Raw genomic sequence first — 24,928 nt, forward strand, 5'->3', positions numbered from 1 at the left:
ATTCGAACCTTTGCAAAGTTATAGATATTTATCAAGAAAGCAAAATTATCATGCGGAAAATATTGTTGCTCAACAGCGGGCGGAAAGCTATTGCAGGTATGGCAGAGGGCACTTTTTGGAAACGCATCTGCCTTGTTTATTTTCAGAGAAAAATATTGGTACCGTTCGTACATGGCGTTTCTGTCTTCGATAGAATGCCCGTACAAGCCCGACAGGCAGGCTGCCTATCGGCGATAGATGTGCCGAATTGTCGGAATATCTGTTAACAACAAATAAAATATTTTCTGCTATCGATGCGCTTTTGGTACCCGTTTCCTCGGTTTATATCTATCCGAAAACGCCCGTTCCCATTTCCTTTGCAACACTTGTACACCCCATTTATTTTTACCACTCGAACTTTTTGTCGCAAGAATATGCAAAATAGAAAAAAAATATGTAAGTTTGCAAAGAAGAACGAAACATTCAATAACATCTAAAACATATATTACTATGAAGGTTCATGAGTATCAGGCAAAGGCGTTTTTTGCCGATTACGGGCTGCCCGTAGACAGGAGTATCCTGTGCCGTACGGTAGAAGAAGCGGTGACAGCCTACCGCACTCTCGGCGTTGATCGGGCGGTTGTAAAAGCACAGGTGCACACCGGAGGGCGCGGAAAGGCCGGTGGCGTGAAGGTTGCCAACGGCGAAGAAGAGGTTCGCGAGTATGCCTCGAAGATATTGGGTATGACTATTAAAGGCTTTACGGTAGACAGAATACTCGTCGGAGAGGCCGTTGCAATCGCGTCGGAATATTACGTGAGCATCCTTATCGACCGCAAATCGAAGTCGCCTTTGCTGATGTTGAGCCGCGAAGGGGGCATGGATATCGAACAAGTAGCCCGCGAAACGCCCGAGAAGATACATAAAATAACGATCGATCCGCTTGTGGGTATGACCGATTATTTGGCAAGAGAAGCGGCCTTCAAGCTATTCGACGACATGACAGAGGTAAAGCAAGCCGTGCCTATATTTAAGAATCTCTACCGCTTGTTTACCGAGAAAGATGCCTCGCTTGCCGAAATCAATCCGCTCGTTCTGACCGAAGACGGCCGGTTGAAGGCCATCGATGCCAAGATGACCTTTGATAATAACGCGCTTTACCGCCACGAAGACGTGTTTAAGTTGTTCGAACCAACAGAGGAAGAGCGTAAGGAACAGGCCGCTAAAGATAAGGGGTTCAGCTACATAAACCTCGGTGGAAGTATCGGATGTATGGTAAACGGCGCCGGTTTAGCTATGGCCACGATGGACATGATCAAGCTTTATGGCGGCGAACCTGCCAACTTTTTAGACATCGGAGGCAGCTCTAATCCGGAGAAGATCGTCGAGGCAATGAAACTGCTCCTTAGCGATAAGCATGTCAGGGTGGTGCTCATCAACATCTTTGGCGGCATTACACGCTGCGATGATGTGGCAAAAGGCTTGATCGAAGCATTCGAACAATTGAACACAGAGATACCTATTGTAATACGACTTACGGGAACTAACGAGGCCGAAGGGCGCGAACTGCTGCACGGAACCCGCTTCACAGTGGGCACAAGCATGGCGGATGCCGGGCATAAGGCCGTGGAACTCGCTCGGTCGCTCGCCTAAGAAACATCGTTTACAGAACCATTTAACATTGAAAGATTATGAGTATATTGATCAATAAAGATACGAAATTGATTGTACAAGGTATCACCGGACGCGACGGGAGTTTCCATGCGTCGAAAATGAAAAGCTATGGTACCAACGTTGTGGGCGGCACCTCGCCGGGCAAGGCGGGACAAACAGTAGACGGTATTCCGGTGTTCAACACCGTGAAGGATGCCGTTGCAGCCACGGGAGCTGATACGTCTGTCATCTTCGTTCCTGCACCCTTTGCCAAAGATGCTATGATGGAAGCGGCGGATGGCGGTATAAAACTCATCGTTTGCATTACCGAAGGAGTGCCTACGATGGATGCTGTAATCGCGCAACGCTATATCCGTATGAAAGGTGCACGGTTGATAGGGCCGAATTGTCCGGGCCTCATATCGCCGGAAGAGAGCATGGTCGGCATCATGCCCACTAACATTTTCAAGAAAGGCCATACGGGTGTAATCAGCCGAAGCGGTACGCTTACCTACGAAGTTGTGTACAATCTTACCGTGAATGGCTTAGGCCAGTCTACGGCAGTCGGCGTGGGCGGCGATCCTGTTGTGGGGCTCTATTTCCAAGACTTGCTGGAAATGTTCGAGAAAGATCCCCAAACAGACAGCATAGCCCTGATAGGTGAGATCGGTGGAGATGCCGAAGAACGTGCTGCGGAGTACATTAAAGCCCACGTAACCAAGCCGGTTGCCGTGTTTATATCTGGCCGTCAGGCACCTCCGGGCAAGCAAATGGGGCATGCAGGTGCCATCATTTCGAGCGGTTCGGGTACTGCCTCGGAGAAGATTGCAGCCTTTGAAGCGGCGGGAGTTCCCGTAGCCAACGAGACAAGCGAGATACCCTTGCTCTTGAAAAAGCAGCTGGAAAAGCGGAAAGGATAAAGAGTCGTGTGCGACGAACGGGCACACAACCCCGCCCGCCCGTATAAAATACGAAAAGAGAACGGGATGCTCTTCGTGGGCATCCCGTTATTCTTTGTATCTTATTTCACCGTTCTGTCAATATCGATCTTTCGGTGTATCACCCATATTCATCTCGAGTGTGCCCCCTTTGATGAATGTTTTAAACGGCAAATAAGGTGTTTTCAGCGTTTCTCCGTTTAGTCTGTAATCCTGCACATAGATATTCTTTTTGCTGTTACCGTTGACACGTATGTTGAACGTACCGCCGTTGTAATACTTGTCGCTCAGGCGAATAGAGACCTTATCGAATAGCGGACTGCCCAACGCAAACGTCGGATCGGAGGCGTCGAGGCCATGTACGTCGAAGAGACCTATAGAAGATATGACGAACCAAGCGCCCAACTGTCCTTGATCTTCGTCCTGTCCGTAGCCGTAACCATGAATTCCTTCGGTGCCGTAAAACTCGTCTAAGATGGCTCGAACCCACTTCTGTGTGCGCGAGGGCTTACCTGCATCGTTGAAAAGCCATGAGATATGCAGGCATGGTTGGTTGCCCTGATTGTACAAGGTCTCCAAACCGGCGAACGCACCGACCTCTGTACCGCCGCTGAATATCTTCTTTTGCGATAGTGTAAAGATGCTGTCCAAGCGGTTGGTGAACTCTTCAGCGCCTACCTTTGCCACAAGTGCCTGCGGATCGTGAGGCACATAGAATGTGTATTGCCATGCGTTACCCTCCTGAAAACCACGCCATACCTGCAACGGATCGAAGTTTTCTACAAACGTACCGTCGGCCTTCTTGGGATGAACGAAGTTGGCTTTATCGTCGTAGATACGTTCCCAGCCCTTCGAAAGGTTCATCAGTTTCTTATAGTCGTCGTTCTTACCGAGCGCTTTGGCAAACTGTGCCACCGCCCAAGCGCTGTAAGAATACTCCAAGGTGTGGGATGCAGAGAACATAAATGCCTCGTCGGGGCCCTCTCCGGTTTCCTCATGAGGCACATAGCCGTATTTCACGAACTTGTCGACATCTACCTTTCCGGCGCCTAAGGGGCGGTTCCGTCCCTCGAGTTCGTTCTTCAGACAAGCCTCGTATGCCAGCTTTATGTCGAAATCACGTATGCCGCACATGTAGGCAGCCACAATCATATTGCTCAATTGATTGGTGCCTACGCCCGATACATAGCGGCTGTTGGCCACACCATCGGCCAACCAACCGCAATCCTTATATATCTGTAAGTGGCTACTTATGAAGTCGCTCATGTGTTCGGGATATGCCATAATCCACACTTGCGTAAGGTTCCATTGCCCTCCCCACATGGCATCGGTGTTATAGAGATTGAAAGCGGGTTTGCCGTCTTTCAGCTCTATCTGTCCGATTTTGCCGTCGTGCCGCGGATAGGCACCGTTCACGTCGCTGGCAACACCACGACCGAGCAGCGCATGATACAGCCCCGTATAGAATTTCACCTTATCTTCTTTCACCTTAGTTTCTACGGCAATGCGGCTCAGATACTCCTGCCACGTGTCGTGCGACCGCTTTTTAGCTTCGTCGAAAGTAAGGTCTTTGGCCTCCGTTTCTAAATTCAGGCGAGCATTTTCCACAGATGTATAAGAAACACCCACCTTTACTGTTACGGCTTCATCTTTAGAAGTCTTGAACGTGAGATACAGTCCGGCACCTTTGCCCGTTACCTTTTTGGCTCCTTGAGTAACCTTGTCGCCTACGAAAGTGCCCACTGTATCGGGCTTTTTATCGAGCACTGCCGAGAAATAAATAGGCACATTAGCCCCGGGCTGATACTTCTTAACGTATTCAGGTTCGGTGATTACCCAGCCTTCAATGCGCCCATTATCGTCGTAGGTTACCGATGCATCGGCGACAGCCCCGCTCTCTCCTTGCCGATTTCCTATGTTGAAAAGGATATGGCTCTCGCTACTTTCGGGGAACACATAACGCTGGAAAGCCACACGTTCGGTAGCTGTAACTTCGGCCTTTATGTCGTAATCTTTCAACATAACGGAGTAGTAGCCCGCCGTAGCCACCTCTTCGTCGTGGCTGAATGCCGAGCGATAGCCCGTTTTCCGTAATGTATCGGTGGGCAATCCGGGCACTGTTACGAGCTTGCCCGTGGTAGGCATGAGCACCACACCGCCCACCTGAAACTCGTGCAGGCAGGGAAAACCCTCGATAGATTTATCGCGATAGTCGTATCCCGTGGCCTCCCAGCCCGACTTGTTGCCCAGAGAACCATTGGTAGAAGGGCCGGGCTTCGCCATTCCAAAGGGCATTGCGCCGGGTGCGAAGTGGAAATAACGACAATGAGCCGTGCCTATTCGCGGCTCTACATACTGCGTTAAATTCTCCTCTTTCGCCGTTTCTCGGCCGTTGCACGATGCAAACAGCATGCCTGCAATGCCTAACAGCAGAAATAATGTTTTCTTCATGAATGAAATGTAAAAATGATTTATTTAGAATTAGTATTTCCTACAAATGTAGAAAATAATACATGAAAGGCCGACGTGCATGCTCGTTATTTGGTATATATTGGGAATTATTAACTAAAACGGCATGCCCGCAACGGTCTTTTGCCGCTTTCTTAGCCCTCGGCTTTACGGCGGATGGCAACAATACAGCCAACAGCCGCGACTGCAATTGCTCCGAAACGGCGGTGTTGCCGATAGCGGACACTTGCGGTAAAACGGTTTTTCCATACTTGTAACCGAGGTTGCCGTGCAGACTTTTCTGTAAGAGAAAGAGCTTTAAACGGCGTGCGAAGGTGCCCCATGTTATCCTGCCGGAAATGCCAGTCGTAAGTGGTGCTGCAAATAGATATGCCATCTGTCGATAATAGGAAAATTATCTATCGGGCGTAAACATGCCATGTGTCGAGCATGGGTAGACCATCTATTCGGTCCGAGATGATATTTCCGGACAAACAGCCATATTATACGACTCGGTTACAGATATTTTCCGTCGATACCGAACAAAAGAAATTGCAGTGTCGTTCCCGTCGTGCAAATCGGATGGCGGTGGCGTATCAGGGTAACATACAGGCAATAAAAAAGGGGCTCCGCTGAGTCCCAACCTTTGTTAACCTTAAATCTAATACTATGAAAAACACAGTGCAAAGATAACAGATTTATGGAATAAATACAAATGTTTGCGTGAACAGTATCGATGAACGGCGTTTTTCTTGACTTAAATCAATTGCGTGGTGCTGTTTTTTGATATCTCTGAAGTCGGTGTCGATAGATCGCAGGATAAATAAAAAGTGGCAATATTATTGGAAGATATATATTTTTTGCTTATTTTTGCAAGGATACTTAATTGTCGTTTAGATAAAAAGCTTTGTATAAAAAACTTGATGAGGCATGCTGTAGCTGTTCTTTGTATATGCGAGACCGCATTATCGTTCGGTTAAAAAGTTTACTATCTGATGCACAACACATAATGATTGCCTTGTAACTCCATGCGATTTATCCTTTATGGCATAGTAAACGGTAGAGTGGAATATTGTCGATAACGCCGTTACTTTGCGGATTTTGCACTGCTGAAATAAAAACCTATTAAAGATTTATCCTCAGAAAATGAAAAAAAAGATTATTTATACGTTATTCTGTTTGCTGCTGATACCAGCCCTGAGTGTGGCACAGACCGTGGCTCGTATGACTGAAAAGCCGGTAAATGCAGTGCGGTGGATCAGCACACATTTTGCTCATGGCACGGTTCCTCCGTTCTCTTTCGAGTACGGAGGCAGGCATTCTTCGGGCTTTATTACTCGGTGGAAATATCGAGTTGATAATCTGTCGTCGGACAATTCGCGGGTTATTAAACGCTTATATACCTATTTCGACAACGCCACCGGCCTGCAAGTAACATGCGAAGTAACGGCCTTTACCGATTATAGAGCGGTGGAATGGATGTTGCGTTTCTGCAATACGGGGCAGCAAAACACACCCGAAATAGCCAACGTTAAGGTCTCCGACGTGACGTTCAATTACCGAAAAGCGGGCGATTTTACACTGCATTATCCTGAAGGAAGCCATGCCTCGAAGACCGATTTCAGTCCTCATGCAAAGACGTTACATACAGGCGACACCTTTAACATGCGTCCCGAGGGCGGTCGTTCATCGCAGATGATGATGCCATTCTTTAATATCGAGTCTGTTAACCATCAAGGAGTGATGGCCGCTATAGGGTGGACAGGCACGTGGTATGCCCGTTTGCGATGCGTAGATGCACGTAATATCTCGCTTTCTACAGGTATAGAACGGTTGAAAACCTATCTTTATCCGCAAGAAAAGATACGTACATCGAGCGTTTGTTTGCTCTTCTGGCAGGGCAAGGACCGCATGATAGGGCATAATATGTTTCGACGTTTCGTGCTTAATCACCACACTTGGAAGGTCAATGGCAGGCCAACAGTCTATCCGGTGTCTACAAGTTTCAATTACGGAGATCCCGCCCCGTGCAACGAATATACATGTCTGACCGATGATTATGCCATTGCCATGGTTAAAAGATACAAGCAGTTTAAGCTGATTCCCGAAGTGTTTTGGCTGGATGCCGGTTGGTATAAGAACGCTGCCGACGTGGAAAATCATAAGAGTTGGGGCAATACAGTAGGCAATTGGACGGTAGATTCTGTTCGTTTCCCCAACGGTTTCCGTCCCATTGCCGATGAAATTCATCGGATAGGAGCTAAGTTTATGGTGTGGTTTGAGCCCGAACGAGTGGCGAAAGGATCGGATTGGGCGCTGCAACATCCGCAATGGATGCTTGATATTCGCGGTAAACAGAAGCAGAAAGAACGGCCGATAGACGATGAACACGACTCGTATCTCTTTAATCTTGGTAATCCGGAAGCCTGCCAATGGGTGAGTAAATATATCGGAGACTTTATAGAACAGAACGGCATAGATTATTATCGACAAGACTTTAACATAGAACCTGAAGGCTTTTGGCAGGCCAACGACGAGCCCGGGCGGCAAGGTATGTGCGAGATACATTATATAGAAGGCCTTTATGGCTTTTGGGAATATCTGTTGAAGCGCTTCCCCGGACTTTTGATAGATAACTGTGCCAGCGGCGGACGACGTATAGATTTAGAGACGATATCGCGAAGTGCACCGATGTGGCGTACCGATTATAACTACGGAGAACCTATCGGTTATCAATGCCACACATATGGGCTACATCAATATCTGCCTTTGCATGGCACCGGAACAGTTAAAGAAGACAAGTTTACTTTTAGGTCAAGTCTTGGAACATCGGTTGTTTATAACTGGAAAATTACGCAATCTGACTTCAATATATATGATATGCGTGAGCGTCAGGCAGAGTTTAAAGAGGTAAGACCTTACTTTTACGAAGACTTTTACCCGCTTAGCGAAAGTGAACACATCGACCTGACAAAAAACGATGTCTGGCTGGCTTATCAGCTTTACCGTCCTTCGGACGACAGCGGATACGTAGTAGCATTTAGAAGAAAAGATAATTCCAATCCCAATTATACGGTTAAATTGCGCGGATTGAATGCCATGAAAACATATACACTAATTAACAAAGATACCGGTAGAGTGGGAAAGAAAACAGGCAAGGAGCTTATGGATGGGCTGACACTAACTTTAGATATTCCGCAAAGTAGTTTGCTGATCAAGATGCAGGCAGAATAATGATAGGGCGTATAACACGGTTTCCTGCGTATAAAAATGCCGGTCTTATCCGTCGGTAGCATTAAATTAATGTATATACAAATATTCCAATGAGTGGATATTGCCTTTATATATATATGATAGCAAAGATGGGATAGCCAATAAGATTATTGATATTCAGCATATTATTGTAATCTTTATAGCTGACGGCAAAAGCTAAAATTAGCTAAATACTTGGCACTTTGAATAATAATATCTACCTTTGCAAACAGAAATATCATAACAAGGAAAAAGAAAGACAGGATTCCGACACCAGTGTGAGATGTCGGAATTCTGTATTTTATAGTCTCCAAGAAAGACAAATATAAATAATTAAAATACATTAGGTTATGGCTTATATGTCACAAGAAGGCTACGATAAGCTCGTAGCAGAGCTTAGACAGCTCGAATCTATTGAACGCCCAAAGGCATCAGCTGCTATAGCTGAGGCTCGTGATAAGGGCGATTTGAGTGAAAATTCGGAATATGATGCTGCAAAAGAGGCGCAAGCTCATCTCGAAGATAAGATAAATCGTCTGAAGTTGACCATCGCCGAAGCAAAGATCGTTGATACCTCTCGTTTGAGTACGGATGCCGTTCAGATACTGTCGAAAGTCGACATGACCAACATGACGACAAAGAGCAAGATGTCTTACACGATCGTTAGTGAGAGCGAGGCCGATCTGAAACAAGGCAAGATATCAATTAAAACGCCGATTGCACAGGGACTGCTCAACAAAAAAGTGGGCGACGAGGTGGAAATAAAGATACCGCGCGGCGTTATCAGATTGAGAATAGACAAGATTACGGTGGAATAAAAAAGGACGATGATGGATATATTCAGTAAAATTGCTGCCGGCGAAATTCCCAGCTATAAGTGCGCTGAAAACGATAAATTTTACGCATTTCTTGATATTAACCCGCTCGCCAAAGGGCATACTCTCGTAATTCCGCGTTGCGAGGTAGACTATATTTTCGATATGGAAGATAACGAATTGGCCGAGTTTCAAGTATTTGCAAAGCGTGTGGCACAGGCTATCAAGAAAGCTTTCCCATGCAAAAAGGTGGCACAAGTAGTGCTCGGTTTGGAGGTACCTCATGCACATATCCATCTTCTGCCTATCAACAGTGAGGGCGATGTGGACTTCCGTAAGAAATACTTGGAACTTGCGGAAGAGGAATTTAAAGCGATCGCTGAGAAAATAAGGAACGCTTTCGAATAGAACAGGTTCTGTGTTGAAACGATAAAAGGGTGGAAGTGCACATTTGTTTTTTGCATTTCCGCCCTTTTCTTATGAATTATATAACGCCGGAACGGCCATTAAACCTTCATCGTTTTTTCTTACTCTTTCATCTTGAACATGCTCATACAAACTCATCGCCTTTCTTCATCCGCACTTCATTCACGTATTTTCTGATGAGAGCCGAAGAGTCTTCTTTCTTACAAATGAGCAATACGTCGCCTTCTTCAGCCACAATAAAACCGTCGAGCCCGTTGATTACCGCCAACTTTCCTTTGGGAAGTCTGATGATATTATTACGGCTGTCGTCGATGATCACATTCGAGTTCACCACCACATTATCTTCCTCGCCTTTTCGCATCGTCTCATAGATGCTATGCCACGTACCTAAATCGGTCCAACCAAAGTTGCATTTCATCACATATACGTGCTCTGATTTCTCTAAAACACCGTAATCCATCGAGATATTCGGATAAGATGGAAAGTTATCACGTATGAATTCGTTCTCTTCCTCTACCGTCCAATTGGGATTAATTTCATCGAGATTTTGTAAAACGACGGGTAACAATGTCGTGAAACAATGCTGCAGATGGCGCACGTTCGAAAGGAATAGACCGGTGTTCCAATAGAATTCTCCGCTTTCGACAAAGACTGTGGCAAAGTTTCGCTCGGGCTTTTCCGTAAACGATTGTACCTTATATACATCATGCCCTGCCGGATCGCCGAGTTGAATATAGCCGTACCCCGGCTCCGCACGCGTAGGCTTCACGCCCATGGTAAGCAACGCATCGTGATTTTCCACAAATTCTAATCCATCGGTCACATTCATGCGGAAAGAATCTTCGTTATACACATCTTGGTCGGAAGGCGTTACAATAAGGTTAGCATTTTTATCTATGTGCATAATACGGTGAACCGCCCATGCTACACTGGGCGCCGTATTACGGTAAATAGGCTCTGCAAGAATGTTATCGGGTGAAAGTTCAGGCAACTGCTCCTGCACTAAATGCAAATATGTTTGGTTCGTACTGACATAAATATGGTCTTTTGGAAGCATTTTTACAAATCTGTCGTATGTTTGTTGCAGTTGCGTACGTCCTTTACCGAAAAAATCTACGAATTGTTTGGGATATTGTTCCCGGCTCGAAGGCCATAATCTTCTGCCTTTGCCACCGGCTAATATTACACAATAATTGTTCTTTATAGCCATCTTGCGAATATTGATTATAAACTTTTAAAACAGCATTCGAAGTTACAAAAATAATACGACAGTTCCAACGTTTTAGTATAATTTATAGGAAAGGAAATGTGTGTACGACCACAAACTAAAAGAAATTAAAAAGTTTCACAAAGAAGTTTTCGGGCGAAAAGTTTGCATGAAACGAAAAAACACCGTATCTTTGCATGCACTAAGCCCAGATGGCGGAATAGGTAGACGCGCTGGTCTCAAACACCAGTGGAGCAATCCATCCCGGTTCGAGCCCGGGTCTGGGTACCAAGTAAAAAGCTAAGTTGTTTATAATCAAACACTTAGCTTTTTCTTATTTTATAAATGTTCCCAAAATGTTCCCAATCAGAATATTATGGGATTAAATAATAACCTAATATAAACCTATAAAATGGAAAAAGTAGAAAAATTCAAGAGTCTCTGTCAAGAATTACAGAAAAGAAAATTAGATTTAGACAAAGAAGTTAACAACTATGTTAATATTGCTACAAATCTTAATAAGATTGGCATATATGTAATACAGAACGGAATTGTTGATATAAATAGCCAATTAAATGATGAAACAAAGCTGAAAATAGAGGATTATCTTCATGAAGTTGAGGGTAAGGTAAAAGAGCAAGCGGACTGGATCAAAGAAAGACAAAATGCCTTTAATGAAGCACTTACGGAAATTAAGGGTGTACTACAGAAATACCTTCCACAATCGTTTCTTGATTACTCTATCAAGGAAATACAGAATATTGCTATGTATAATGATTTATTAGCTATTGAACGTGGAGAATCCATTATAAATGATATAAAATCATCTCTTAAAACTGATTAAGATAAAGACACGAAAATGGTAATATGTCAAAACACTGTTTAGAACAAAATGCACTATCACTTGTATAGCTCAACTTCAACACACATTAAATGAAAAAGGTGCAAACAATCCTCTAATAAGAATTAATTTTGTACTTTTGTGCCGTATTCTTCGGGGCAGGGTGAAATTCCCTATCGGCGGTATAGTCCGCAACTCCTTTTTATAGGACTGAATTGGTGTAATTCCAATACCGACAGTTATAGTCTGGATGGTAGAAGAAACTGTGATGCTTAACTTTCCGTTAGGCATTTCTTTGGCTATTTATTTTCCCGAACATACATAATTGACACTATTAATTAAAGAAATAAGTAATGATAAAAAATAAACTGCCCGTAAGATACACGGGACAGCATTTTACTATAGATAAAGTGCTGATAGATGATGCAATTAAAATTGCGAAAATAAATGAATCCGACACTGTTATAGATATTGGTGCCGGAAAAGGATTTTTGACTGTTCATTTAGTTCGTCAATGCACAAATATAATTGCAATAGAGAATGATAAATCGCTATTGTCCATTCTAAAAAACAAGTTTTCTAACAACACGAATGTCAAAATTATTGATTGTGATTTTAGATGTTACACCATACCAAAAAGAAATTTTAAAGTTGTGTCTAATATCCCTTTCAGAATAACTTCTGAAATTTTAAAATCCTTGATGTTTGATAGTGTTGAGCATTTTATGGGTGGTTCATTGATAATGCAACTTGAACCTGCCCAAAAGTTATTTTCAAAAAAAGTTTTCAATCCATATATTGTGTTTTATCATACTTTTTTTGATTTAAAACTTATGTATGAAATATCTCATGAGAGTTTTTTGCCACCACCAAAAGTCAAGTCAGCACTTTTAAAGATTGAAAGAAAAAAAATGTCAATAAGTTATGAATTGAAAAGAAAATATCTGAATTTTCTCACTTTCTTGTTGCAAAAACCCGATTTGCCAGCCAGAACTGTATTAAAGACAATATTCAGAAAAAGTCAAGTCAGAGTTATTGCTGATAAATATGGAATAAATCTTAATTGTCAAATTGTTAGTTTGGCTGCAAAACAATGGGAATGTTGTTTTTTGGAAATGTTGGAGAGAGTTCCTGAAAAAAACCATCCCTCTTAATTGTTAGTTGATTAGAGTCTGATTCAGTAAAACAAAATTATTTTTTTTACTGAATCAAGATTAACTGTTTAATACACCATTTTAGTCATTAAGTAACTTCTATTTTACTTCCATGTAATATCCACAGGATTGCGTCTCGGAATAGAAGTTATTTTATAACTTGAATATCCAAATAGCATTGGACAAGCCGCTTTACGTTCTTCTGGTATTGATAACAAATCCTTTAATGGTTTATAATTGTCTATAGCCAACTTTACGAATCCAGCCCAACATGTACCGATACCAAAAGCGGGCGCAGCAATATCAAAATGAGTCAAAGCAATAATTGCTTCGGTAGGGTCATCAATTGGCTCAATAGGAACATGTGCAAAAAGTAAATGGGGAGCATTATGGCAAATCAAATCCAAACCACTATCCCAAGTTGAAATTATTGCAGGTACATAATCTGCTAGAGGATGTGATGTGTTTTGAATAGTTCGCATCCAATCAACGGTTAAACTTGCAACACGATTTACCTCTGATGGTTTATGAATAACAATCCATTTTACTGGTTGTCCATTCCCTCCAGATGGAGCATAACGGGCTATATCAATAACTTTAGCAATTAACTCTTTATTAACTGTCTTTGAAGAATAATGTCTCACAGAACGTCGACTTTTTATATACAATGCTATATTCTGTGGTTCAATCTGACTATCCAAAAAAGACGTATTAATTTTTTCGTCAAGAAGGAAATCTAAGGTAAGAGCCTTCTGTGCACAAAAAGACTCACAATGACCACATTTTAAACAATAATCCAATTTTTCTTCAGGTATGGTTGGATAATTTAAGGCTGTCGATTTATCAATGATTCCCATTACACATACAGTTGCGCAAGTATTGCATTTAGAACATGTTTTTCTGTCTATAAGAATTTGTGGCATTTTTGTCTCCTTTAAATTTTATTCATTATGATTATGGCGAAAGTAAATTTCAAGAATCTTACAAAGTTAAAATTAGCCCTTAACTTCATAAGGGACAAGATTAAAAGAACTTCCTCTATAAAACGAGGGGTTGAAGTCCAAATGCCTACTTCCTATGGTAAATTTAAATTAATTCCTTTCTTGCAGATTGGGACAAAGAAAGAGCACGTTGTACTTTTTAAGGGCAATTTGACAGATGATAGCCCGCTCCTCGTTAGAATGCACTCAAGCTGCGCTACGGGAGATATTTTTTCATCGATGCGCTGTGATTGCGGAGAGCAATTGCATAAAGCAATGGAACTCATTGAAAAAGAGGGAAGAGGTCTAATTCTTTACCTCAATCAAGAAGGAAGAGGTATTGGATTAATGGAAAAAATGAGAGCATACAAACTTCAAGAAGAAGGTTTTGATACAATTGAGGCAAACTTAAAGTTGGGACATAACGCAGATGAGCGTGATTATAGTATAGGTGCTGAAATATTAAAACAATTAGGGGTTACAAAAATCCGCTTATTGACCAATAATCCAGATAAGTCAATAAGCTTGTCACGTTGTGGAATAATAGTTACTGATACTATTCCTTTAGAAATTGCTCCAAATAGCTACGATATAAAATATCTTATGACAAAGCGAGATAGAATGGGGCATAAATTACATTTATAGAAAAAATACCGTATAAGCAATATATAGAAATATTTCCTTATACGGTATAACTAACATTTACAATATAACTTTCAACCAAAAAGAGGAAGGAACACAATCTATCTCCTTATTCCTGAATGCTGTGTGGGTTGTTGCATAAGGTTTTGTTTCTCTTTCCATTGCTCATATTTCATTTTAAACCAATCTACCACCGGTAGTTCATCAATAAACAACTGCCATTTGTTCTTGCGCTCTGCACGAACTACATTCTTAATATAAGCAACAGATTGTTCGGTATCAAACTTGCGATTATGCTGCTTAGAATAAAGCGAGCCACTGAAACTGACCTTTTTGAAACATGCAATGGCTCGTATCAAGTGCGTAGCAAAACCCATTTGCAAACATTCACGCACGATAGCCTTAATATCAGCAAGGTAAGGGATAAGTTCTTCCAACTTTTTATCTTCCGATTGCTTGTTAGTAGCATATTGAGCTAACTTGTATTTTAGGGTCTCCACCTGCTGTTTATACACCATTTCTGAAGTTGTCATTTGCTTTTTGAGCGTAGAGATATTCCCTTCCAAAGTAGTCTTATCTGCTTTAAGCTGCTTATTTTCTTCTTCTAATCGCTTTACCTTATTACTTCCGAAAAGAGAAGATACGCTATCAGTAATGGCTGTTGTTGCATTTACGGCAGAGCTTTTGAGTTTTTCCATCTTAATATCCCGTTTTACCTCTTTGAGTTCCGACTGTAACTGTCCCTTGTTCGTTTCAAGTGTTTGTAGTTCGCTTTGCAGGTTCTCTGTTTCCCCAATGAGTGATTTATAATACTCTGAGGTAGAAATGTGTTTAGCTTCCGATCCGTCAATACCACGTTCTAAGCCATACTTATTCATCAGTTGAGCATAGCTATCTTGATAATTCTTTAATTTATTCCGTACCATCACATCATCAGCGCACAACCGAGTTGTACCAGCTTTCTTCTTTCGGTACTTCCGCTTACCGCTCTCTTCCTCTTTCTTGGCTTTCCTTCGCTCACAGGTAACAATAGGTACAATCGTAGCATGGATGTGTGGCGTGTGTTCATCCATATGCAGGACTGCCGACACCACATTATCTTTGCCGTATGTTTCCTGTAACCATTGTATATTGTCTTGACACCAACTATCAAGTTGCCCTTTATCCTCTATACGTTTCATATCCTCGAATGTACCTGTGAGTAACACACGGATAGCCCTTACTTGGTTCTTACCAATCTTGCGAGTGATGCCAGCCGTATTGATGCGATGGCTTATTGCTTCACTTCGGGAGTGGATTCCATCAGGAAACTCAATGAGTTCTTTGTTTAGATGAGTGCGACTTTCATCTGCATTCTTAGGATGAATAGTGCGCTCTATATGAGCAGACATACCCGTGTCGGCTCCTTTTGCTTTCTCTAAATGTAGTACTGCGTATCCCATAGTTGTCTTGAATTATTTGGTTTTAAGTTTAGGTTGATGATTCTCTTCGGGGTTTCAAAAGGGGCTTCCCCTTTGCTCATTGGTCATTTTTAGCAGAGGAGTGTAACGGCTGCGTAAAGAAAATGCCCTAATGAGCTATGGTATTTCGCTTGTGAAATATCCATAGGGCAGTAAGCGAGGAGTTATAGCCCTTTTCCCTTTCGTTGTTGTTGAGTGGTAATAGGCTTGTCACAAAGTAGGTCGTTAATGTCCTTATACTTTGAGTAAGCCACGGAGCCATCTTCTACCTTTGCACCTAACTCTTTAGAGAGTTCAACGTAGGCTGTTTGACCAGCCCTATCGTTGTCGAAAAGACAAACGATGTGTGCGTAGGAGGCTAAAAAGCTCTTTACCTTTTGCAAGTTGGTGACAGAGTTAAGGATAATAATGTCCGAAACTCCAGCTGGCTTGCCATCATTAAGGGTTAAGATACCCTTGCCTTGCTTTTGCAAGGTCATATAAGAAAGGTAGTCCATAAAACCCTCAAATATCAAACAGATGTTGGCTTGCTCTTGTGCCTTGACAATTGTAAATGATTTAGGTGCTATGCAGCCTTTGAAGAAAGAGTTGCGCAGTTCGTAGCCACCAATCTTGTTAGCAAAGCCTATAGCAAAGTAGGTTTTATCCTTATAGGTAAAATGTAGTTCTACACATTCCTTTTGAGCTATCGCAATATCCACTTTGCGCTCCGCGAGGTAACGAAGTAAGGCAGGGTGAGATAGTTCGCAGACTTCTATGTTCTTAAAAGCAGGTTCTTCTGGAGTAGTAATCCTTGTAGGTTGGTAGGAGTGATAGTTCATAGTGGATATGCCTGGAGCTGACTTTTCTATTTGTGCAAGCAGATAGGAAATATCTCTTGAATGATATAACTCTTCTGCAAGTGCGATGATACTACCACCTTTGCCAAGTCCGAAGTCATACCAAAGGTTGAGCTTTGTGTTTACCTTGAATGATGCCTGTGTTTCGTTTCTAAATGGCGATTTATAATATAACTTCTCGCCACTAATTTTGATAGGTGTATGCCCTATACTTTGCAGAAAGTCCTGCAATTTGATATGTTTTGCTGTTTCAATGTTCATAATTGTACGGCTTAGATGTTGTTAGAAAATTGATGATTTGATGAGTTTACTTGTAAGTGCTTGATAATGAGTGTTTATATTATACATCAACTCTTCATCAAAAAAATAAACTAAAGGGGAAGTGATGCTTGTGCAACTATATCTTTACTTCGTTATTTCACGGTTTCATCTTATCACTATTTACCAGATAAGATATTTTTTCTTGGGGAGCAAGTTGTACTTTTGTGCAGACAAAAGTGCTTGCTACTTCAGGAAGTAGTGAAATCGCTACTCTATGTTCTCAGGATTTACTGCTTACCAAAAGAGAAACTTGGCACCATAGTACACTATTTCTCTTTTGGACAGCAATTATACACTTCATCCATGATTTATTTCTGATGGATTTCTGATGAGCATTTATTCTCCTTATATTCAGTAGCTTATATTCTTGTTTCATCATTTCATCAAAATAATAGTATTTATTTCTCTGAAAGTTGTTCGAGAGTGACGGTGTAGTACCTGCCCATTCTCCTTACATCGGAATAATAGTTTGGGCGATTGAAGTCTATCTGGTAGGTGGTGTAGCAAAGTGTATTGCTTGCTGGCTGCAATTTCCAAATATCTTGTACTATCTTTCGCACATGGCTTTTCTCAGCTTTCACTTGCGTATAGTTGAGTAGCGTAACTATGTCGTTTAGGCAGAAAGAATACTCTTTAATATTCATCTGCTTCATGATGTCAATGGCAAGTTCTGCCATTTCAATCTCCAACTTGTTACGATTGCTCCTAATAATTCGTTTTAAAGCTGGTGTTTCCGTGAGTTTAGGATTGAACCACATACGGCTTTCTTCTTGGGTACTTAGTGTGCGATGCTGGAGAAAAAATAGGAAGGCAGGTATTTCTTCTTTGAGCTTCTTGAGAAAATCCGTATCATCAGATTGCAGCTTTTCTATTTTTCTCACCCAATAGCGGGTTTCTCCCATGTCTATGATAAGAGGGAGATACTCGTTGTTGGAGCAGAGTACAAATTTGGAAAAGAAAGCTATTTCAGAGCGGTCTTTTCCTTTGGCCTCCACCTTGTAGGTATGTGTGGTACTTAGGTTCTTTAGTCGTTCACTGTCTTCCCTACGGTTAAGCAGCACTTCATCTACTACGATGATGAGCTTTCCTGCCCAGTCGGCATTGAACTGACTGCGGAAGTCTTCATTGGTGTTAAAGGTTACATTGTCCTTAAAAATGGCTTTAAGGAAGTTGAGAAAAGTACTTTTACCAGTATTGCGCTCCTCTGATACCAACAGAAGAATAGGTAATTTCTGAATGGGCTTTAGATAGAGCAGCTGCAAATAATCCATTCCTAACTCGTACTGTTCACCAAATATATGCGATACAAGGGCTTCTATGTGTGAGAATGTTCCTTCTTTGGGCTCATGGTCTATCGGCTCATAGAGATTGAGGAAGTTTGCTACAACTGGTTGATAGTTCACATGGTCTGGCAAGGTACAGAAGCCATTGTACTTAGGTACACTTGCCATAAAGTCCTTGCCATGGTCTTGGCGCAGCGTTTCGTTGTTCCATACGATACGCTTGCGTACAAAGCCACCTCCTAATTTGGGTTGGTCTACCAATTTATATAAGGTGGTACCAACTCGGATATATTCTTCCTTTTCCATAGTATTAGATTTTTGAGGTTGCGTTACCTAAGATTTTCTGCACATCAGACATTCTGTATCTGACCTTGTTCCCTACCTTTATAGGCTTCAGATAGTTCTTCTTGCCCCAATGCCATAAGGTAGCATCACAGACTCCACATAATTGTTTTACTTCTTCCTTAGAAAGAAAGCGTTCCTTACGTGATTCTTCAACGATGGTTGTAAGTTCGTCTTTTGCACGGTTAATAAGGTCGTTGGAAAATGCCAACAAATCCTCACCAGACACCTCTAATCGCACATGTGCGTTAGAGCCTTGAATGATAGATAAAATATCGGTCATATTTTTTAGACTCCACCAGCTTGTTTGACTTCCTGTTGTCGGTGGCTTGCAAACAAAAAGTCGCCACCTCGGTTGAGATGACGACTGCAAATTTATATCGAAAAATGATTGATTTTCAACGAATTGCAAAACGCTTAATTCGCTTAAATATTAAACGAATTAAACGAACTGTTATTAGGATAAAAAGGTCTTGAATTCATCTATTGAAGCACGGTCTTCTCCCTTATCCATCAACCTAATTCCTGTTTTTCCAATAGTCTCTGAAAGCTCTTTATAGGCATTTTGAACACCACGAAGTCCCACTAATTGAACGTTGTAATAGTCGGATAATGCTCTATGAAATGGCGCAATATCACATTCGTTAAGTAAGCCCCGTTCTTCCAAAGCAATTTTGAGATAAACAATATCTTTCTCTTTTGGCTTGGTTAATATTCTATTCCTTATCTTAGAAAGCAACTCTTCGTTTGCTTCTGGCTTTAAAAGTTCCTTCAAATTCCTTTCATCCTTTGGTCTGCCACGCTTCTTGTTGATAACATTGTTACTGTTACCATCAGAAGTTTTCGCTTCTTCCAATGCTGATTCAACAATTGTATCTGTGGATAAGGAATGTTTATACAATCTAAATTCCTCCCAATCTTCCTTGGTTCTTTCTCCAGAAGATATACTTTTATGAATAATGTATTTGACCAACAACGACAAAATCCATCTATGAACTCTATTAGTTTTATTATTATGAATAAGGCTCTCACCCTGTTCTACCATACACTCGTAACTTCTGCCATAATACAGCCATGCAAGCATAGCTGGTACAATGGAGTGTTTATCGATGTTATGGAACTCATTCACCAAGTTCTCTGCAAGATTTGAATTAGTCAAGATACCTTCCAAGGAAGAAAAGTCTTTCAGAGTATCGTTAGATATTCTCTTTTTTACAGCATCTTTGTATTTGGGAACTAACCTCACTACTAACATGAACACTTTCTGAAATCCTGCACTATCCTTACGGTTCATTTCTTCAACAAATGAACCATACTCTTTAGGATGTGTATCAAGCCACTCTTTTATTAGGCATTTAAACTCTTCAAATTTATCTGTCATACGGATTTAGTCTAAGATTTTAACCAAGTCTTTCTTCATTTCTTCATCAATATCTCTGTATCGCCTAAAGGCTTTACTTCCCTCTTTGTGTCCTGATAACGCTGAAACCAAATTAGGGTCTTTTACTTTCTTGTAGATATTGCCGATAAATGTACGTCTTGCTAAATGGCTACTTGCAACCTCGTACAAGGGTCGCTTCACTTCTTCATGAGTCAATGGATCCAGAATTGTTACTATCCTATCAACTCCAGCTTCCTCGAAGATTCGCTTGATAGCTACATTATATTTCTGCTCGGATATGAATGGGAACAACTTTGCTCCCTTATAGTCATTGTACCGTTCCAATATAGCTTTAGCTTTATTATTCAAAGGAACTCTTACCGTTACAGGATTACCCTCTCTGGTCTTTTTGGGAATATACTCAATAGCTTCATTCACGATGTTTCTTCTCGTCAACCTATATAAGTCACTCACCCTACAACCTATCAAGGTCTGAAAGATAAAGATGTCCCTCTGAATGGTAAGCTGTGGATGTGCGGATAGGTCTGCATCAAATATTTGGTCACGTTCATCCAGTGTAATATAATAAGGTGTACCATAGGTACATTCATCTAATGGGAACTCGTCGAAAGGACGATTTGTTGTTATCTTTCTATCATAACACCAAATAAAGAACGTCCTTATGCGAGAAAATCTATCTATCAAAGTGTTCTTACCTCTTGGTAATGGAACACGCTTCTCTGGAAACGCTTCATATAGCTTGGGATATTTCTCATAATAGATATGCTCATTTTCAAAGAAATCCCACATATCCCTTAAAGTGTTAGAGGTTACATCATCTACATCAAGAATAAAATCACGATGTCCACGCTTTACGGTCTTCACATACATTTCATACCGTGCCAGTGAACGCCTAATAACCTTAAAGTTCTTTACTCGTACTGCTGATAGTTTATGTTCTATCAGAAATTTATCAAAGAGTTCCAAGAGTTTTGGCTTATTTTCCTGCATCAACTCTTCTTCCGTTTTGTAACGATTAGGATGATGGTACTTGTTGATAATCATTGCCAGCCATTCACTATCTGCTTCTTCTGTATATTGCTCTGTAATTACTGACACAATATCTTGTATACTCTGCGCCAAATGTAATTTATTCTCTTCAGAAATCAGCGCAACACGGTCTTTGTAGCCTTGCTTCTCACTACTCCAATGATTGGGATTAATTACAAGCTCACTTGCAGCCTTAATGTCTTTCTTTCCGTCACGCAAACGAAAATAGATAGTAGCCATACTATCCGTATCATTCTTTTTTGCAGTCTTTCGGATGAATGCAGTAACCTTCATAAATCAATGCTTTTAGTTCTGCTGCAAAGATACATAATTGTTCCCAAATTGTTCCCAATCATCCTAAATTTATTTTTATCACTTTCAACCAAACTAAATTAATTATTACTTTATTGCATTGATTGTTAGTTATTTATATTAAATAATGAGATTTAATAGGATTAAATAAGATGTTCCCGTATTTAATATTTCAAATGCGGGTCTGGGTACTACAAACCCCTTGTAAATCCTTGATTTGCAAGGGGTTTTTCTTTTTCAAGGCGTACTAAAAGTGTACTTTATGACAAAACAAAGAGAAAGGTGTACTTTTATGATTTTTCGTCTCTTAGTTTTATATTTAATTAACGACAACTCTTCCCTGGCGAATTCCATAAGCAAGTGCAAAGTGATGCGCTCCTCCTTTTTTGTATTGCTTAAGTTATCCGCCGATACGATTTGGGGGCACTTCACAATATCTTTGTCGATTCTTTGCATTTGGTTGTGTATGTAAGAACGAAAGTGTATCTTTGGCATTGTAATTTCGAATGCCTAAAGGTATAAAAACTTTAGGAAATAGTAAAGCCCTGGCTTGAGAAAGTCGGGGCTTTGTGCAGAAAAAGAGAATATGACCATTTGGACACACTCTCGTTCTTATTGAGTGATCCCATTTTATTCGGAAGTTTGCCATACATACTTGAATTTCTTTATTATTCATACTCTGCAAAGGATTCTGCTCCCATATCGACTGCCTTTGGTACACATACAAGAGAACTCTCAATGAGTTTCTCGTACTGTCATTGCTATTTACTTATCAGATTCTTATACACAACAGACCGCAACAGCTCGTCTTTTCGCTGCTTTGAGACGGGAAGTTCTTTCCCGCCCATGAAAATCCGCCCTCCCGAAATGGTATCTATATGGGATATGTTGACAAGAAAGGAGCGGTGTATTCTGAAAAAGGCTTCTCGGGGCAACATTTCTTCTAAAGACGTCATGGTTTGGTGAATGGTCAAAACCCTGTCCTCGAAATGCAGTCTTACGTAGTTCTGCATACCCTCCGCGTAAAGAATGTCTTCCCATGCAATCCGCTTGAAGGAATCTCCCTGCCTGATATACATGCCCGGAGCCGTTGTTTCTTCGCGTCCGCTTTGCAGGAGAAACATCTCCCGTGCTTTCGATACCGCCTGAAAGAAGCGCTGAAAGGCAATGGGTTTCATCAGATAATCTGTAACGTGCAATCGGAAACCATCGAGCGCATATTCCGAATATGCCGTGGTGATGATGGTCAATGGCGGTTTATCCAACGACTCCAAAAAGTCCAATCCGGAAAGACGGGGCATGTTAATATCCAGAAACATCAGATCAATCTCTTTGTTTCGGAGGATTTCGGCTGCCTCCGACGCCGACGAACAGGAAGCGGCAACTTCCAGAAAATCCAACTTTCCGATATAGTTCGCAATTCCTTTTACGGCAATCGACTCGTCGTCCACCACCAAACATTTCATCCTGTACGGGTTCGTTTTCAATATCGTTTCCACCATCGGTTTAGAAATCAATTACAAGTTTTGTATGATAGCAGTTTTCCGTTTCATCGATTGTCAAGTCATATTTTCCGAAACAGAGTATATCCAACCGCTCTTTTATGTTTTTAAGTCCCCTCCCTCCCGTATCTGTTCTTCTTGCAGGCAATGCCGGTTTAGAGTTTTTTACTTCAAGAAAGATGGTACTGCCCGCCTGCCGCAGACAAATATCGATATATCCCTTTTCCATATCAGCACCGGCAACATGCTTGAACGCATTTTCCACAAACGCAATGAAGAGCAATGCCGGGATTTCCACCTGTGCGTTTTCAATCTCCCACGAACACGACACCGTGAGCCTGTCGTCCCGGCGCAACTGCTCCACGGCAATAAAATCTTTCAGGAATTGCACGTCCTCGCCGAGCGTTACGCTTTGCCTGTCCCCGCTATACAGCTGATAACGCAATATCTCGGAATACCTTATCAGCAGTTCCGACGCCAGTTCCACATCGGTCTGCATCAGCACGTGTATGTCGTTCAGCACGTTGAACATGAAGTGAGGCGTCATTTGATGCCTGAGCGTGCACAACCGATATTCGGCAAGCCGCTGCTGCGACCTGACATATTCCAAAAAGAAACGCAGTCCACAAATGGCGATATTGATGATAACACCCGCCGAAACAGGTACGAAAAAGGCGTAAGGTTGCGTTGCTGACAAGTTGAAACAGCCTGACACGAGAAACACTCCCGCCTTTTCCAAACCGGAAAACAGTTCGATGCAGCTCACGAAGACAAGTCCCACAACCAGCGATAACGCGACAAACTGCCCGGCAAACCGCCCTGCTTCTTTCTGTTTCATGGCTCGCAGCAGCAAAGGTCCGCTCAGGTAGTTGGCAACAGGGCATATCGTAATGATCAGAAGTGCAGCAAACAGCACCGATTCGAGTGCCGACGCCGTTTGCGGCATCACCTGAAGCCAGAAAATAAAAAACATCAATATCCAAAATGGGATAATAATGTATCGGTCTTTTTTTATCAAGTCAATATTCATACTGCAAAGTTAACGGATTAAATGAAAGATATATTATTATTCGTCAAAGGTAAAGCTGTGATTCGTCAAAGAGATTTTGGCAAATGGCGGTCGGACATATAACTTTGTGGCAGATTATTATTATTCATTCATAAATACCAAGATGAAAAAAATATTGCTTTTAGAATTAATGATGGCTGCCTGCACGGGCTTAAATGCCCAAATCATGTTCAAAACCGAATATTTCGGAGAATCGGATTATCGAATGACAGAAGGCGATACGGACAGGAAAGTGGGAAACAGCAAAGGTTCGGCGGTTGTTTATCAGGGCGGTGTCAATATTCCGCTGTCGATGAAACTCGATGAAAACAAACGCCCTACCATGTGGGCACTCAGTGTGGGAGGAGCATATGTAAGGCTCGATAACAAAGGTTTCACGGAGCCTTTGGTCATCGACGAGATAATGAACCTCGGCCTGAGCCTGAATCATTTAAGGCCTTTGAATGACAGATGGTCGATGCTCACCACCGTCGGAGGCGGCATTTATATGCCGAGCACTAAGCTTTCCAAAATCAGGTTCAAGAACGTTTTAGGCAGTGTGGGAGTGGTTTTCATCTATCATCTGAAACCGAATCTTGAATTGGGCGGGGGGATTGTTTTGAATAACTCCTTCGGCTATCCGATGCTGTTCCCCGCCTTTTACCTGAACTGGGCGACGGCTGGAAAATATACCGTAAAAATCTCGATGATGGACGGTGTGGAAATGTCGGCGGGATATAATGCGAACAGACATTTAAGTCTGAACATCGTGGCGGAAATGAAGGGACAAATGGCGCTGATGGTGCAGGACGGAAAAGACAAAATCTTCTCCCACCAATACATTATCGCTGGCTTCCGCCCCGAAATAAAACTCGGCAAACGCATCTCTATTCCCCTCACGGCCGGCATTCATGTCATACGCCCTGCGGAAATCACTGACAGGAGCTTAAAGAGTATGTTTCGGGACAGGTCATGCTATTTCCAAGTATCTCCTTATGCTTCTGCCGGTTTGAATATCGAATTTTAGCCGATGATAAGAAGTTGCCTTTCTATGC

At 41.9% G+C, this 24,928-nt stretch carries 21 protein-coding genes, 1 tRNA gene, 1 pseudogene and 1 riboswitch; of the genes and pseudogenes, 11 read left to right on the forward strand and 12 right to left on the reverse strand.

Annotated features, from left to right (window positions below; translation table 11 throughout):
• Positions 1-50 precede the first annotated feature (50 nt).
• From BN3912_RS12255 to sucD, 3 genes are all read left to right on the forward strand, one after another.
• The gene (locus tag BN3912_RS12255) at positions 51-266 is read left to right on the forward strand and encodes a hypothetical protein (RefSeq protein ID WP_154665161.1); all 216 of its coding nucleotides are present in this window, start codon (positions 51-53) and stop codon (positions 264-266) included.
• Positions 267-489: 223 nt separating this feature from the next.
• Positions 490-1,632: an ADP-forming succinate--CoA ligase subunit beta gene (sucC, locus tag BN3912_RS11220; RefSeq protein WP_023983927.1), complete on the forward strand. Its 1,143-nt coding sequence runs from the start codon at positions 490-492 to the stop codon at positions 1,630-1,632.
• A 38-nt stretch (positions 1,633-1,670) separates the two neighbouring features.
• Entirely contained in the window at positions 1,671-2,552 is an 882-nt protein-coding gene (sucD, locus tag BN3912_RS11225; protein ID WP_004368887.1) for a succinate--CoA ligase subunit alpha, read from the forward strand.
• A gap of 117 nt (positions 2,553-2,669) precedes the next feature.
• Here sucD and BN3912_RS11230 read toward each other — a convergent pair whose 3' ends face one another.
• Both BN3912_RS11230 and BN3912_RS11235 read right to left on the reverse strand, forming a co-directional pair.
• The gene (locus tag BN3912_RS11230; protein WP_023983926.1) at positions 2,670-5,021 is read right to left on the reverse strand and encodes a GH92 family glycosyl hydrolase; all 2,352 of its coding nucleotides are present in this window, start codon (positions 5,019-5,021) and stop codon (positions 2,670-2,672) included.
• Between the two features lie 40 nt (positions 5,022-5,061).
• Positions 5,062-5,415: a hypothetical protein gene (locus BN3912_RS11235; RefSeq protein ID WP_036859323.1), complete on the reverse strand. Its 354-nt coding sequence runs from the start codon at positions 5,413-5,415 to the stop codon at positions 5,062-5,064.
• A 749-nt stretch (positions 5,416-6,164) separates the two neighbouring features.
• On the opposite strand from BN3912_RS11235, the gene BN3912_RS11240 reads away from it, so the two are divergent.
• The 3 genes from BN3912_RS11240 (at position 6,165) to BN3912_RS11250 (ending at position 9,493) form a co-directional block, all read left to right on the forward strand.
• Positions 6,165-8,252 (forward strand): glycoside hydrolase family 36 protein, encoded by a 2,088-nt coding sequence (locus tag BN3912_RS11240; RefSeq protein ID WP_023983924.1) that lies wholly within the window; start codon positions 6,165-6,167, stop codon positions 8,250-8,252.
• A gap of 368 nt (positions 8,253-8,620) precedes the next feature.
• Positions 8,621-9,088 (forward strand): transcription elongation factor GreA, encoded by a 468-nt coding sequence (gene greA, locus BN3912_RS11245; RefSeq protein WP_004368881.1) that lies wholly within the window; start codon positions 8,621-8,623, stop codon positions 9,086-9,088.
• Positions 9,089-9,097: 9 nt separating this feature from the next.
• Entirely contained in the window at positions 9,098-9,493 is a 396-nt protein-coding gene (locus BN3912_RS11250; protein WP_064972325.1) for an HIT family protein, read from the forward strand.
• Between the two features lie 142 nt (positions 9,494-9,635).
• Here BN3912_RS11250 and BN3912_RS11255 read toward each other — a convergent pair whose 3' ends face one another.
• The gene (locus BN3912_RS11255; protein ID WP_023983922.1) at positions 9,636-10,721 is read right to left on the reverse strand and encodes a mannose-1-phosphate guanylyltransferase; all 1,086 of its coding nucleotides are present in this window, start codon (positions 10,719-10,721) and stop codon (positions 9,636-9,638) included.
• A 203-nt stretch (positions 10,722-10,924) separates the two neighbouring features.
• Between BN3912_RS11255 and BN3912_RS11260 the strand changes: the two genes are divergently transcribed.
• The 3 genes from BN3912_RS11260 to erm all read left to right on the forward strand — a co-directional run bounded on the left by BN3912_RS11260 (position 10,925) and on the right by erm (position 12,713).
• Positions 10,925-11,009: transfer RNA gene (locus tag BN3912_RS11260), tRNA-Leu, on the forward strand.
• 121 nt (positions 11,010-11,130) lie between these two features.
• Entirely contained in the window at positions 11,131-11,562 is a 432-nt protein-coding gene (locus BN3912_RS11265) for a hypothetical protein (protein ID WP_004342667.1), read from the forward strand.
• A gap of 142 nt (positions 11,563-11,704) precedes the next feature.
• Positions 11,705-11,825, forward strand: a riboswitch (FMN riboswitch).
• Between the two features lie 87 nt (positions 11,826-11,912).
• A complete protein-coding gene (gene erm / locus BN3912_RS11270; RefSeq protein WP_004342665.1) occupies positions 11,913-12,713 on the forward strand; it encodes a 23S ribosomal RNA methyltransferase Erm in 801 nt (266 codons plus the stop codon).
• 104 nt (positions 12,714-12,817) lie between these two features.
• On the opposite strand, the gene BN3912_RS11275 is transcribed toward erm, so the two are convergent.
• Positions 12,818-13,570, reverse strand: a complete 753-nt coding sequence (locus BN3912_RS11275) for a nitroreductase family protein (RefSeq protein ID WP_225883635.1) — start codon at positions 13,568-13,570, stop codon at positions 12,818-12,820.
• A 138-nt stretch (positions 13,571-13,708) separates the two neighbouring features.
• Between BN3912_RS11275 and ribA the strand changes: the two are divergent.
• Positions 13,709-14,338: pseudogene (ribA, locus tag BN3912_RS11280) on the forward strand (GTP cyclohydrolase II); the annotation flags it as partial.
• Positions 14,339-14,436: 98 nt separating this feature from the next.
• Here the strand turns inward: ribA and mobV are convergent.
• The 8 genes from mobV to BN3912_RS11325 form a co-directional block, all read right to left on the reverse strand.
• On the reverse strand, positions 14,437-15,777 hold the full coding sequence (gene mobV / locus BN3912_RS11285; RefSeq protein ID WP_004342660.1) for a MobV family relaxase: 1,341 nt from the start codon (positions 15,775-15,777) through the stop codon (positions 14,437-14,439).
• A 182-nt stretch (positions 15,778-15,959) separates the two neighbouring features.
• A complete protein-coding gene (locus BN3912_RS11290) occupies positions 15,960-16,895 on the reverse strand; it encodes a toprim domain-containing protein (protein WP_004342659.1) in 936 nt (311 codons plus the stop codon).
• 458 nt (positions 16,896-17,353) lie between these two features.
• Positions 17,354-18,544 (reverse strand): primase-helicase family protein, encoded by a 1,191-nt coding sequence (locus BN3912_RS11295; protein ID WP_004342658.1) that lies wholly within the window; start codon positions 18,542-18,544, stop codon positions 17,354-17,356.
• 4 nt (positions 18,545-18,548) lie between these two features.
• The gene (locus BN3912_RS11300) at positions 18,549-18,863 is read right to left on the reverse strand and encodes a helix-turn-helix transcriptional regulator (protein ID WP_004342657.1); all 315 of its coding nucleotides are present in this window, start codon (positions 18,861-18,863) and stop codon (positions 18,549-18,551) included.
• Between the two features lie 174 nt (positions 18,864-19,037).
• On the reverse strand, positions 19,038-19,961 hold the full coding sequence (locus tag BN3912_RS11305) for a DUF6043 family protein (RefSeq protein ID WP_004342656.1): 924 nt from the start codon (positions 19,959-19,961) through the stop codon (positions 19,038-19,040).
• A gap of 6 nt (positions 19,962-19,967) precedes the next feature.
• Positions 19,968-21,305, reverse strand: coding sequence for a site-specific integrase (locus tag BN3912_RS11310; RefSeq protein WP_004342655.1), 1,338 nt, complete (start codon positions 21,303-21,305; stop codon positions 19,968-19,970).
• Between the two features lie 779 nt (positions 21,306-22,084).
• On the reverse strand, positions 22,085-22,825 hold the full coding sequence (locus tag BN3912_RS11320; RefSeq protein WP_023983920.1) for a LytR/AlgR family response regulator transcription factor: 741 nt from the start codon (positions 22,823-22,825) through the stop codon (positions 22,085-22,087).
• 4 nt (positions 22,826-22,829) lie between these two features.
• The gene (locus tag BN3912_RS11325; RefSeq protein WP_004354437.1) at positions 22,830-23,855 is read right to left on the reverse strand and encodes a sensor histidine kinase; all 1,026 of its coding nucleotides are present in this window, start codon (positions 23,853-23,855) and stop codon (positions 22,830-22,832) included.
• A 142-nt stretch (positions 23,856-23,997) separates the two neighbouring features.
• Here BN3912_RS11325 and BN3912_RS11330 point away from each other — a divergent pair, with 142 nt between their 5' ends.
• Entirely contained in the window at positions 23,998-24,900 is a 903-nt protein-coding gene (locus tag BN3912_RS11330) for a DUF6268 family outer membrane beta-barrel protein (RefSeq protein WP_036877353.1), read from the forward strand.
• Positions 24,901-24,928: the final 28 nt, after the last annotated feature.

This window comes from Prevotella phocaeensis (assembly GCF_900065875.1).
GTDB classification, from domain to species: Bacteria; Bacteroidota; Bacteroidia; order Bacteroidales; family Bacteroidaceae; genus Prevotella; species Prevotella phocaeensis.